Genomic DNA, 13,155 nt, shown 5'->3' with positions numbered 1-13,155 from the left:
CGCTGCATTTTTACTAAAAGCTAAAAGCTAATGGCTAAAAGCTGTTCAATCATCGTTACCTTAGCTGCCGCAGAAAATTATACATGATGTTTCGGAAATCAGTGATCTCCTGCCTGCTGCTAATGGCTTTTTTGAAATTATCAGCGCAGGAAAAATATGAACTTAACAGCGGATGGCAATGCAGGAACATTGCCGGGATACAGGCAACAGGACAACAGATTTCAGATCCCGGTTACCGCCTGTCCGGCTGGACAGCCGCCACAGTGCCGGGTACGGTATTAACCACGTTGCTGGATAATAAGCAGGTACCGGATCCGATGTATGGGATGAACAACGAACGGATTCCTGATATCTATCATACGGGCCGCAACCACTATACCTATTGGTTTGTAAAAGACTTCCCTGAAAAGGCTCCTGCCGGCAATGCCCAGGTATGGCTGCATTTCAGAGGTGTAAACGATGGCTGCGACATTTTCCTGAATGGACATAAAATAACTGCTGCTACCCACTTCGGCGCTTACCTGCGCCAGTCTTACAACATTACGCCCTGGCTGGCAAAAAGCGGCAAAAACCGGCTGGCCGTGATCGTGTATCCGCCGGAGTTTCCCGGCAATCCAAACGGCGGTCAGGGCGGCGATGGCACTATTGCCAGGAATGTGGGTCCGCAGTATACCGCAGGGTGGGACTGGATACAGCCTATGCGCGACCGCAACACCGGTATCTGGGATAAGGTAACCATCGAGAAAACAGGTGCGGTAAGGATTAAAGATCCGCATATCATTACCCGGGTACCCGGTACCAGGAAACCCGGGGGCGCCCAGGCGCCGGCTATCATCCTGGTATCTGCAACGCTGGAAAATGCCGGCGCTAAAAGTATCGCCGGCACCCTGCGCTATACGCTGGCCGGCAACACGATTCAACAGAAGGTAACCCTGGCGCCACATGCGGTAACTACCATCCAGCTGCCGGACCTGTTGCTGAAACAGCCTTCCCTGTGGTGGCCGGCAGGATATGGTCCGCAGCATTTATACCAGCTGCAGTTGCAATTCCTCAATAACGGAAAACAGGATGATGTGGAAGAGGTGGAATTTGGTGTCCGCGAAATTCAAACCAGCTGGAATACACATACCCGCAGCCGCGAAATTGCGGTGAATGGGCAGAAAATTTTTATCAAAGGTGGCAACTGGATCACCTCCGATGCGATGTTCCGCTTCAGCAAAGAACGATACGATGCGGAAGTACGCTTTCACCGCGATATGAACCTCAACCTGATCAGGATATGGGGCGGCAGCCTGACAGAGCGGCCGGAATTTTTCGAAGCCTGTGATAAGTATGGTTTGCTGGTATTCCAGGACTTCTGGATGTCGGGCGACTGTAATGGCAGATGGCAGGATCCGATGAAAAAAGATGACCAGTGGACCCGCCGCAAGTATCCCGATAACCACCAGCTGTTCCTGGAAAGCGTGGCCGACCAGGTAAAAATGTTGCGTAACTATCCTTCCCTGGCATTCTGGTGTGGTGGTAATGAAATTACGCCTCCGGCAGATATTTTTCATGCCATGAAAGATGCTATTCTCCCGGCATTGGACGGTACCCGCTATTTTTTCGATTACTCCAACTCCGACAGTATGTCGTATAACGGCATTGGCGGCAATGGAGACGGACCCTATGGTATCCAGTCTGTCCCTTATTTCTGGAGCTATCGCACTTTCCCGTTTAATTCGGAAGTAGGCTCCGTAGGGGTGGGGGACTATGAATCGCTGGAAAGATTTTTACCGGTAGCCAACCAGGTGCCACCGGATCTGAAACCCGGCAAGATAGACAGTCTATGGGATTATCATAAATATATTGCCTATAATAAATCGATCGATCCCTATGGTAAGACCACTGATCTGAAAGCCTGGGCCGACAAAGCGCAGCTGGTCAACTACGACCAGTACCGCGGTTTGATGGAAGGGTTCAGTTCTCATATGTGGGATTGGTATACCGGTGTGATCATCTGGAAAACCCAGAATCCATGGACCGCGCTCCGGGGCCAGATGTATGACTACTACCTGGATCCTAATGCCTGTTTGTATGGCACCCGCAAGGGAGCGGCTCCGCTGCATGTGATGTACGATCCCACCGATGGCATGGTGATGGCCGTAAACAATACCTTCAGCTACGCCCGTGACCTGATGCTGGAACTGAAAGTTTATGATATGCACGGACACGATTCGTTATTGTCGCAGGTATTTGTGGAAGCCGGACCCGCCACCGTACAGAAATTTATGTCCGTGAAAGCAGTGCTGGACAAATTAAGCGAAAAAGAAGGCGCATTCTTTTCTCTCCGTCTCCTTAATACCCAACAACAGGCAGTAGATGAAAATCTTTACTGGCTGCCGGATGCCACGGGCAACTATTCCGGGTTGCAGCACCTGTTGCCGGCATCGGTGAAAATAACTGCCCGTAAAACAAATGCCGACAGTGTTCTTGTTACCATCAATAACCCCGCTGGTGGCCCTGTTGCATTTTTTAACCGTATATCGCTGGTCGATGCACAAACGAAGAAAAGAGTATTGCCCGTGTTTTACAGCGATAACTATGTTTCCGTATTGCCGGGAGAACAGCGGACCATTACCGTAAGCGGCGCTGCTGTAGCAGCTAATGGTGGTGCGTTGATAGAAGTGTACGGCAATAATGTGTTGCGCCAGCTTTTAACGATTAGCCGTTAGAGGTTAGCAAATGCAACGGAAAGGAGCACTTTGAATGCTGACAGGCCTGAGCCTTTTGCTTTGTGCCGGCAACTTTCTATTTTTTCGTTGCATTTGCTAGCAGGTTTTTTGTATCTTCATTTTGTTAATCTGATCCCTAAGATCCTATTTGCGGCTGTTGTTCGGGACCTGGTTTTGAAACAACAATCATCAATTGTATTACCAGCAACAAATTATTAGCGATGACCTCTATCCAGGAAGACACTCTTATCCGGAAACTGGCGCCGGGCGAAAAGATTCCCTATGACCTGTTATTACTGGCCGATCCCTCCATTGTGCTGATCACTTCCTATTTATCATTATCTGAAGTATACGTGATGGAACAGAACCGGCAGGCAATTGCCTGTTATGTGTTACTGGCCCATAATACCGATATAACGGAGATAAAAAATATTTCAGTGAACCCTGCCTGGCAGGGGAAAGGACTGGGTAAAATATTGCTGCAGGATGCCGCGCAACGGGCCAGGGCCAACGGTTATAAGCGCATTTGCATTGGCACCGGCAACTCCAGTATTGCGCAGTTGTATTTGTATCAACGCCAGGGATTTGAAATCGTTGGTATTAAAAAGGATTATTTTATGCTGCATTACCAGGAGCCGATCTACGAAAACGGTATTCAATGCAAACACCTGGTAGTGTTGGAAAAATGGTTAGGCTGACGCTGTAGCCGGATTATTTTCGATAACTGCCCTTGTTTTCGGCAAACTGTCCGGATGATGCTCCCTTACATATTTGATCAGGTTTTCCCTGATATAACAACGCAGGTCAAATGCCGCGCCGGAAGTGGCTGCACTCATCAGCGTCCTTACTTCAATGGTGCGTTCACTGGTGTTGGTGACCTGGAGTGCCTGTGCGCGTTTATCCCATAGGGGCGACAAGGAGAGGAGCCGTTCAAATTCTGTTCGCAGCTGATCTACCGGTATGGTATAATCCATATAAAAAAAAGCCGTACCCAATATTTCCGCACCGGTGCGGGTCCAGTTCTGGAAGGGCTTCTCTATAAAATAGTTAATCGGTAAAATCAGTTTACGCTGATCCCAGATGTTCAACACTACATAGGTCAGTGTAATTTCTTCCACACGACCCCATTCTCCTTCTACCACCAATACATCATCAATACGGATAGGCTGCGTAAAAGCAATCTGGAAACCGGCGAGCAGGTTCCCTAACGACTTTTGCGCCGCAAAACCTATAATAATACCACCTACTCCCACACCGGTGAGCAATCCGGTTCCCAGCCTGCGCATGCTGTCGAAACTAAGCAATATGATACAGGCGGTTAGTATAAGTACCAGGGTGACGGATAGCTTACGGATGAACTGCAGCTGCGTACGTATTTTCCGTTCTTTCAGGTTGTTGGCTTTGTTAAGATCATACGCGTGATATACATAGTCTTCCAACACTTTGATAATGCCTATTACCAGCGCGGCGAAAGACAAGGTAAGGGCTATTTCTGCCAGCTTACTCATCACAGGTACCAACACCGGGTTTACACGCATCAGGGGCAATGCCATATTCAACAGCAAAAGGGGCAGGAAATAATTGAACGCTTTACCTAAACGAAACAGGATACTGTGCACCAGCGAAAATTCATGGTGAGGCTGTACTGATCTGCGCAGGAAGATCGATAACAGAAATTTGATCAGCCATCCGATAACGACTGCAATACCTGCCAGCATCAGGTTCCATAGGAGATTTGGCAGGTGATCCGCATATGCTGTAAATTGATTCCACATGCGCGCCGATGCCCAAAGATGATGCCGTACTGGTATGCATTTTCCGGCAGCACCGTCGTCACCGGCTTGCGGCCTTTGCCCTGGTTATGTTCCGGCAACGGCTGCATTTGTTGTACGGCAGTTACATTAAAGAGCCCTGTTATATATGCAGGGGACGGAGTGAGGATTTCTTTCTCCAGCATGGCCATAATTTGCCGCAAGGTATCTTTATCGTGCTATACATCATCGCTGTTGCGGCCTGCACCGATAATATCATGCCTGGCGACCAGCTCTTCTTTTACTTTATTACCGGCCCCGGTCGTGCCGGTAATAAAGTAGCCGCCTGTTAGTAAGGTGTAATGGTGATGGGTGATTCATCAAAGATATGATTCAACCGGCCGGCCCAGCTGTTGAGCGCCTCGCTGCGTTCTTCGGGTGTTTGCCTGCTCGGGCCGTACACGACCTGTGGTGCAAGGACCGAAAAGCCGGTGAACTGGAAAATACCGCGGTACAAAGGTTTCAGCATGGTGTTGAGGTCGCCGGGTAAACCGGGCATGACCACCGGAAGACGAGGTAGTCGTAAAAAAAACGGCGCACTAAAAAGTGCACCGCTCCTCTATCCTTATAAAAGCTACTTACTGTCCTTGTTTCTTTTTCTTATGATCTACGATCGCCCCGGTTCCGGCGCCAACACCGGCACCAATCAAAGTACCAATTGCCGCACCTTTTACCCTGTCTTTATTCACGATGGCTCCGGTGATGGCACCTGCGCCAGCACCTACTACGGCGCCTTTCGCGGTGTGACTCCATGATTTCCATCCTTTCTTTTTAGGAGCAGGGGCCGGAGCTACTGTTTCTCCTCCACCGCCACCACCCTGTGGGGTATTGTTATCTACTACCACCGGTGCAGTTTCGCTGCTATGACGATGTCTTTTCAGGTTGTTCATCGAATCTACCACCTGTTGTTTGATCGCACTCACATTATTCATGGAATCGATGGTGGCTTTTTTTGCACTTTCTATAGCAGCAGCGTTATCAGCATTGCTTTTGCAAGAAAATAAAACGACTGCTGTTGCTAAGGCTACAAGTATCTGTTTCATGGTTAAAATCCTTTTATACCTGCCCATTGTCGAAAATTGTGCCAAAATGGGAAATCACAGTGGCAGCCGCATTTCTATCAGATTTTTAGCGAACCCGGCCTTTTCATAAGCTTTAATAGCCGCCTCATTTCCGGCGTACACATCCAGCCGCAATTCAGCGATGCCCTGTTCCATCGCCCAGGCTTTTAACCCCGCCATCACCAGTTTGTTTACGCCCTTGCCACGATGGGAGGGAACTACATACATAAATCCCAGGTAGGCATACTGCGAAATTTTAAGATATGGCTTGGCATCCTGTATACGCGCGTACCCTGAGCCAATGATGACGCCATCGCTTTCGGCTACCAGTACTTCTATATGCGTTGCGGCGATCATTGCAGCAATATCATAGTAATGGATGGTACCTTCTTTTAACCGGTTGTCATACGGACGTTCTGCTGCGATAATCCCTTGCTCAAATGTTAACAGAACAGGCAGGTCTGTTACCACAGCTTTCCGGATTTTAATATTTTCCATGATTGTTTTGATTAAAATGTTGCACGCAAATATCAGTTTTTTAAGACTACTATCAATATACAGTAATGGTAAATTACAACCCGCCACTTACCACAAAACCATGCAGCGGTGCAGATGTGCAGGGCGAGGAAGATCTTACGCCACCTTCCTCCGGGAACGATTGCGTAAATAACACTGCTGTTCTGTATACCATTTATTATTTTGAACCACGCAAATACTACCACGCTATGAAACAATTTATCCTGACATTCGTTTACCTGTTTGTGTGCCTGCAACTTGCTGCCCGGCCGCTGACAAAAACAGTGGCAAAAGATGGCAGCGGCGATTACACCTCCGTGCAGGCGGCTTTGGATGCGGTACCGCTGCATAATAAAATACCAGTACACATCTTCATAAAAAAAGGTATTTACAGGGAAAAACTACACCTGGATTCCACCAAAGATTTTGTTACGCTGACGGGAGAAGACGAGTACAATACCATCCTCACATACGACGATCACGCCGGGATGCGTAATATTGCCGGTGACAGCATTACTACCTATTCTTCTCCCTCCTGTATGATCAATGCCAATGATTTCCGGGCAGCGCATCTCACCTTTGAAAACACTGCGGGCATGTATGCCGGTCAGGCAGTGGCATTGAGTGTTAAGGGAGACAGGGCCGTTTTTGAACATTGCCGCATGCTGGGCTTCCAGGATACACTGCTGGCCGGCACCTTTTACTGCAGGCAATACTATAAATCCTGTTATATCACCGGAAGTACAGACTTCATTTTTGGCTATGCGGCTGCTTTGTTTTATAAGTGTCATATAAACAGTAATAGGAACTCTTATATTACGGCAGCGGCTACACTGCAATCCCGCCCGGTGGGGTATGTATTTAAAGACTGCCTTCTTACCGCCGACAGCAGCGTTACGAAGGTGTTTCTAGGCAGGCCATGGCGGCCTTATGCCAGCGTTACATGGCTCAACTGCAAAATGGGCGCACATATTTTACCGGAAGGCTGGGATAACTGGCGCAAGGAAGCCAACGAAAAAACGGCCCGCTATGCGGAGTACAATAGCAGCGGCCCCGGCGCCAGGCCCGGCGACAGAGTGAAATGGAGCCGGCAACTCAGCAGGAAAGAAGCAAAGCAATACACAAGGGAATATATATTCGGAGACTGGAAACTCAACCTGTAATGAAGATAATGCTTTTCCTGTGGGGCCTGTTGTTCACCACAGTTACCATCGCACAAACAAAGAATGAACGCTCTAAAGTATGGGTGCCGGATAATGGCGATGGCACCTACAGGAATCCCGTGATCTATGCCGACTATTCCGATCCGGATGCTATCAGGGTAGGAGATGATTATTACCTCGTTGCCTCCAGCTTTGATGCAGTGCCGGGCTTGCCCATCCTGCATTCCAAAGACCTGGTAAGCTGGCGAATCATCGGTCACGCGCTGCTGCGGCAGCCGCCCTACGATCATTTTGCCACCACGCAACATGGCAATGGCGTTTGGGCGCCGGCCATCCGTTATCACCAGCAGGAGTTTTATATCTATTACCCGGATCCCGACTACGGCATTTATGTAATCAAAGCGAAACAGATCACAGGCCCCTGGAGCAGCCCGGAGCTGGTGGTAGCGGGTAAAGGACTTATTGATCCCTGCCCGTTGTGGGATGATAACGGGCACGTATATATGATCCATGCCTATGCAGGCAGTCGCGCCGGTATCAAAAGCATCCTAGTGGTAAAACAACTGAACGATGCAGGTACAAAGGCACTCGATGAAGGTGTGCTTGTATTTGATGGCCATGATGATCATCCTACGATGGAAGGACCTAAGTTCTATAAGCGGAACGGCTATTATTATATTTTCGCACCCGCAGGCGGCGTAAGTACCGGCTGGCAACTGGTGCTGCGTTCCAAACACATATACGGCCCCTACGAAAGCAGGATTGTAATGGATCAGGGCGGCTCGCCCGTGAATGGTCCGCACCAGGGCGCCTGGGTACAAACACCCAAAGGAGACGATTGGTTCCTGCATTTCCAGGACCTCGACGCCTATGGCAGAGTAGTGCACCTGCAACCAATGAAATGGACCGATGACTGGCCGGTGATAGGTGTTGATAAAGACAACGATGGCAAAGGGGAGCCGGTGCTCCGTTACCGCAAACCGGATGTGGGCAACCTCGGCGCAACAGCCGTAACCTCGCCGCAGGAGTCAGACGGGTTTAACGGCAATACCATCGGTCTGCAATGGCAATGGCAGGCCAATCCATCGGCGGGCTGGGCTTTCCCTTCCGTTGCCCATGGGTGCTTACGTCTCTTTGCTGCACAACAGCCCGATAGTGCGCGTAACCTGTGGGAGGTTCCGAATGTACTGTTGCAGAAATTTCCGGCGGCGGAATTTTCCGCTACCACAAAATGTACGTTTAAACCCAGGCAGGAAGGCGATCGTATGAGTATGCTGGTATTGGGAGCTGACTATGCAGGACTCGCGCTTATCAAAAAAACGGATGGTGTTTATCTTTCCCGGTTTACCTGTAATAAAGCAGATAAAGGCGCGCCGGAAATAATAACAACGGAGGAGAAGATAACGGCTACAGATATATTTTTCCGGGTACGGGTGAGTAAAGGCGCCGTTTGCCGGTTCAGCTACAGCACCGACGGGCAAACATTTCACGAGGCAGGAGCACCGTTTACCGCTGTTCCCGGCAGGTGGATAGGAGCTAAACTGGGCTTGTGTTGCAGCAGGAATGTTAAAACCAATGATGCCGGATGGACTGATGTGGATTGGTTCCGGGTAGATAAATAGATCAGGCGCGGGCAGTTTTTCAGCCACCAAAACTACTTCCGTCCTTTTTTCTTTGCAGGTACTTCCGGTGCTGTGATCAGCTCTGTTTGCAATATCCTGGTATCAAAATCTTTTACCGGTCGTTTGCTTTCTATCAATTGCAACAACAATTCTGTGGCTACCCGGCCCATTTCAAATGCCGGCTGCCGCACTACTGTGATCGGCGCATGCAACAGTTCTATTAACTCCGAGTTGGAAAACCCTGTCAGCGCTATCTCTCCGGGAATCGCCACGCCCGCTTTTTTTAGCGCACGCATACAACCGGTAGTTAATTTATCTGAAGTAGTAAAGATCGCATCCGGGCGGGGCTTTGCCTTCATCAGCTGGTTCACCGCTGCCGTAACCTCATCCAGCAGCATGCCGCCATGAAAGCAATATTTGATGAGGGAAGGATGAGATGATATACCATGCTTTTCCAACGCCGCTACGTATCCCGCCACCCGCTCCCGGGTAATGGATAAATGCGCCGAATTGGTGATGCAGGCAATACGCTGATATCCCTCTGCCAGCAGGTGCATGGTAGCATTGTAGGCTCCCTGGAAATTATCTACCATCACCTTATGCGTAGCGATATCTTCCACAATCCTGTCGAAAAATACAATCGGAAAGCCATATTGATGCAGGGCTTTCAGCTGTGTCAGATCTTTGGTAGCGCTGGATACAGAAATGAGTAACCCGTCAATAGAGCGGGAAGCCAGGTAGTGCAGCGTTCTCACTTCTTTTTCGAAAGACTCATGACTCTGCGAAATAATTACCGTATAGCCTTTCTCGTTAGCAACAGATTCGATGCCGTTGATCGTCTGTGAAAAAAAACTGTTCGCAATTTCAGATACAATTACCCCGATAGATCCGCTCTTTTTTTCTTTCAAACTCAACGCAATCGGGTTGGGATGATAGTTCAGCTTTGCTGCATGATCCAGCACCAGCTGCTTGGTAGCGGCGCTGATTTCATGACTGTCCCGTAACGCACGGGATACTGTGGAGGTAGACAGGTGAAGCGCCTGTGCAATATCTTTTATAGTAGCTGCTTTATACTTCATACGCCTTCCGGTCTGTGTTTCCCGGCTTTTTCACAGACAGTGAAAGTACTGATTTTTCCGGGAACGATTGCGTAAATAAACTTCACAATTAATAAATAGTTCTGTAGACTTGTGTCCATACGACACGAAAAAGCGATCCTGTTTTCAACCAACAAATTGCCACGTTTAATTATTGCTCATTATCGCACAACCTTTATTTGCCATTTAAATTCACCCGAACGTTATGAAAAGAATTTACCTTATTTGCTTGCTGCTATTGGGTTTTAGCGGCTGGGCGATTGCACAGACCCGTACCGTAAAAGGGAGGGTAACCGATGCTTCTTCCGGCAACGGGCTACCACTTGTGAGTGTACAGGTGAAAGGAACGACCAGTGGTACCCAAACAGATACACATGGAAATTTTACCCTCCAGGTGCCGGAAGGGAAAAGAACAGCGCTGCTCTTCAGTTATGTGGGATACACGCCACTGACTATGGTAGCTGATAATGTCAATATGACAGTAAAAATGGAATCGAATAATAAAAAACTGGATGAAATCGTAGTAGTGGGTTATGGAATGGTGAAAAAACGTGATCTCACCGGCGCGGTAGTTTCTGTAAAAGGGGAAGAATTGAAAAAAGTGCCTTCTACCAACGTTATGGAAGCCGCCCAGGGCCGGCTTCCCGGCGTAGATATTACCCGCAGCAGCGGCGCCGCCGGCGCAAAAGTGAATGTAACGGTAAGAGGAAACAGGTCTATCAAGGCGAGCAACGGCCCGCTCTACATCGTTGATGGCGTGCAATATGAAAATATACAGGACATCAACCCCAACGATATCCAGTCCATGGAAGTATTAAAGGACGCCTCTTCCACCGCCATATACGGCTCCCGCGGCGCCAACGGGGTAATCATGGTCACTACCAAAAGAGGTACCTCCGGCAAACCAAAAGTAAATGTGAGCTCCTATGTGGGCGTGTCTGAAGTAAATGGCTACCCGCGCATGAGTAACGGGGAAGAATATACGGCCCTGAAACGGGAAGCCAATCGTACTACCGGCAGATGGAACAGTGTAGCGGATGATCCGAAAATATTCAATGCCTTTGAATTGGATGAAATCAAAAATAACCTGTGGACGAATTACGCCGATCTGCTGCTGCATAATGGCTTACAGCAAGACTACCAGGCGGGCATCTCCGGAGGATCTGAAAAAACAAAAGTTTACTTTTCCTTCGATTATTTCGATGAGAAAGGACTCCTGAAACTGGATCAGCTGAAACGCTATTCCACCCGTTTAAACATCGATCAAACCATCAACGACGCTATCAAGATAGGTGCACAAAGCCAGATTACCTACTATGATCAGAGTGCCCGCCGCGACCCGTTGAACCAGGCCAATAAATATATTCCGCTGGCAATGCCGTACGATTCTGCAGGTAACCTGGTGCTGTTTCCTAACAGTGGCTCCGCTATCAACCCACTGGCAGATGAACAACCCAATGCCTACCAGAATATTACCCGCACCACGCGCACCTTTATAAATGCTTACCTGGAACTCACGCCCTTCGCAGGTTTTATGTTCCGATCCAATTTTGGCGTTACCCTGGAAAATGCCAAACAAGGCGTTTTTGCTTCTAAAAGTTCTATCGACAGATCAACGGCTTCTACTTCGAGGTCGCAATCAAACGGCAGCACCCGCAGGTATCTCAGCTGGGAAAACGTGGCCACCTACAACAAAACCATCGGCGACCACACCTTCGGCGTTACCGGCGTAGCCAGCGTATTGTCTGATCAGCGCGATTCTTCCCTGATGCAGGGCGAAGGACAATTACTGCCTTCCCAGCTTTACTATGCGCTGCAAAATAATGTGAGCGGCATTGCGGTGCGCACCATGTACCAGGCCAGCAAACTGATCTCCTTTACGGGCCGGCTCAACTATGCCTTTAAAGGAAAATACCTGCTGTCACTTACCGGTCGCTCTGATGGCTCTTCTAAATTATCGCCCGGTAACAAATGGGCCTTCTTTCCCTCAGTAGCAGGCGCATGGCGCATCAGCGACGAGAAGTTCATGAAATCACAAACATTCCTGAACGACCTGAAGTTAAGAGTGAGCTATGGCGTGGCCGGTAATGATGCGGTAGATCCATATTCTACCGCCAGTTATCTGACAAAAATCCCTTTCTCCTATGATGACACAAACGCCGCTATGGCCTACGCCATCGGTGACCAGACAGGCAACAAAGGATTGAAATGGGAATTGTCTACCACTAAAAATATCGGGATCGACTTCGGCATCATCGCCGGAAAAGTAAGCGGCAGCATCGATTACTACGATACCAAAACGAAAGACCTGCTGCTGCAGCGCAGTTTGCCTACCTCCTCCGGCGTTAGCTCCGTGGTACAGAACATTGGTAAAACCCGTAACCGTGGCGTAGAAATAGGTATCAATACTACCAATATCGCTACTGCCGATTTTCGCTGGACTTCCAACATCGTATACTCCCGCAATAAGGAAGAAATTGTTGCACTGGCAGATGGTAATACCAATGATGTAGCCAACGGATGGTTTATCGGCTCCCCGGTGAGGGTATATTTTGATCAGCAAAAAATTGGTATCTGGCAAACAGCCGATGCAGCCGAGGCTGCCAAGTTTGGTTATAAACCCGGTGATATCCGGGTGAAGGACCAGGACGGAAATGGACAGATCAATTCTGCCGACCGCATCATCCTCGGCGCCCAGGTACCCAAATGGAGCGGAGGCTTTAATAATGACATACGATACAAAAATTTTGACCTCAATATTTATGTATTTGCCCGTATCGGTCAGTGGATCAACTCCGAATACGCCGCTAAATTCGATCCGCAGGGATTGGAAAACAGTGCGCCATTAAACTACTGGACACCGGAAAATGCTTCCAACGATTATCCAAGGCCCAATGCGAGTCTTTCGAAAGACGGTACCCCGTTTATTAAAACGCTGGGTTATAAAGACGGCTCCTTTGTCAAGATCCGTAACCTGTCGCTCGGGTATACCTTCACTACACAGGCGTTGAAACCGCTGCACCTGAGCAGTCTGCGTTTATACGTAACCGGTAAGAACCTCTTTACCTTCAGTAAGGTAAAGAATTATGACCCGGAAAGAGGAGGCGACCTCAGTAACCCATTGACAAAAATGTATGTGGCCGGATTAAATGTTGAGTTCTAATTTTTAAA

11 protein-coding genes are annotated in these 13,155 nt (G+C 48.8%); 6 read left to right on the top strand and 5 right to left on the bottom strand.

Annotated elements, in window-relative coordinates:
• The first annotated feature begins 86 nt into the window (after positions 1-86).
• Together KE626_RS16970 and KE626_RS16965 are read left to right on the top strand one after the other, a co-directional pair.
• The gene (locus KE626_RS16970; protein WP_211974112.1) at positions 87-2,714 is read left to right on the top strand and encodes a glycoside hydrolase family 2 protein; all 2,628 of its coding nucleotides are present in this window, start codon (positions 87-89) and stop codon (positions 2,712-2,714) included.
• A 221-nt stretch (positions 2,715-2,935) separates the two neighbouring features.
• On the top strand, positions 2,936-3,412 hold the full coding sequence (locus KE626_RS16965; RefSeq protein WP_211974111.1) for a GNAT family N-acetyltransferase: 477 nt from the start codon (positions 2,936-2,938) through the stop codon (positions 3,410-3,412).
• On the opposite strand, the gene KE626_RS16960 is transcribed toward KE626_RS16965, so the two are convergent.
• The gene (locus tag KE626_RS16960) at positions 3,404-4,489 is read right to left on the bottom strand and encodes a mechanosensitive ion channel family protein (protein WP_211974110.1); all 1,086 of its coding nucleotides are present in this window, start codon (positions 4,487-4,489) and stop codon (positions 3,404-3,406) included. The genes KE626_RS16965 and KE626_RS16960 overlap by 9 nt on opposite strands.
• Before the next feature lie 8 nt (positions 4,490-4,497).
• On the opposite strand from KE626_RS16960, the gene KE626_RS16955 reads away from it, so the two are divergent.
• On the top strand, positions 4,498-4,818 hold the full coding sequence (locus tag KE626_RS16955; RefSeq protein ID WP_211974109.1) for a hypothetical protein: 321 nt from the start codon (positions 4,498-4,500) through the stop codon (positions 4,816-4,818).
• Here the strand turns inward: KE626_RS16955 and KE626_RS16950 are convergent.
• From KE626_RS16950 to KE626_RS16940, 3 genes are all read right to left on the bottom strand, one after another.
• Positions 4,815-5,024, bottom strand: coding sequence for an NADPH-dependent FMN reductase family protein (locus tag KE626_RS16950; RefSeq protein WP_211974108.1), 210 nt, complete (start codon positions 5,022-5,024; stop codon positions 4,815-4,817). The genes KE626_RS16955 and KE626_RS16950 overlap by 4 nt on opposite strands.
• Before the next feature lie 79 nt (positions 5,025-5,103).
• A complete protein-coding gene (locus tag KE626_RS16945; protein ID WP_249207516.1) occupies positions 5,104-5,568 on the bottom strand; it encodes a YMGG-like glycine zipper-containing protein in 465 nt (154 codons plus the stop codon).
• Positions 5,569-5,622: 54 nt separating this feature from the next.
• Positions 5,623-6,084, bottom strand: a complete 462-nt coding sequence (locus KE626_RS16940) for a GNAT family N-acetyltransferase (RefSeq protein ID WP_211974106.1) — start codon at positions 6,082-6,084, stop codon at positions 5,623-5,625.
• A 65-nt stretch (positions 6,085-6,149) separates the two neighbouring features.
• Here KE626_RS16940 and KE626_RS16935 point away from each other — a divergent pair, with 65 nt between their 5' ends.
• Together KE626_RS16935 and KE626_RS16930 are read left to right on the top strand one after the other, a co-directional pair.
• Positions 6,150-7,265, top strand: coding sequence for a pectinesterase family protein (locus KE626_RS16935; RefSeq protein ID WP_249207515.1), 1,116 nt, complete (start codon positions 6,150-6,152; stop codon positions 7,263-7,265).
• Positions 7,265-8,887: a glycoside hydrolase family 43 protein gene (locus KE626_RS16930; protein ID WP_249207514.1), complete on the top strand. Its 1,623-nt coding sequence runs from the start codon at positions 7,265-7,267 to the stop codon at positions 8,885-8,887. Before KE626_RS16935 ends, KE626_RS16930 begins: the two co-directional genes overlap by 1 nt.
• A gap of 32 nt (positions 8,888-8,919) precedes the next feature.
• On the opposite strand, the gene KE626_RS16925 is transcribed toward KE626_RS16930, so the two are convergent.
• On the bottom strand, positions 8,920-9,966 hold the full coding sequence (locus tag KE626_RS16925; protein ID WP_211974105.1) for a LacI family DNA-binding transcriptional regulator: 1,047 nt from the start codon (positions 9,964-9,966) through the stop codon (positions 8,920-8,922).
• A 223-nt stretch (positions 9,967-10,189) separates the two neighbouring features.
• On the opposite strand from KE626_RS16925, the gene KE626_RS16920 reads away from it, so the two are divergent.
• Entirely contained in the window at positions 10,190-13,147 is a 2,958-nt protein-coding gene (locus KE626_RS16920; RefSeq protein WP_211974104.1) for a SusC/RagA family TonB-linked outer membrane protein, read from the top strand.
• Positions 13,148-13,155: the final 8 nt, after the last annotated feature.

It is taken from the genome of Chitinophaga hostae, assembly GCF_018224885.1.
GTDB lineage: Bacteria > Bacteroidota > Bacteroidia > Chitinophagales > Chitinophagaceae > Chitinophaga > Chitinophaga hostae.
Note: the sequence above shows the minus strand (reverse complement) of the source record. Positions and strands in the feature narration are given on the sequence as shown.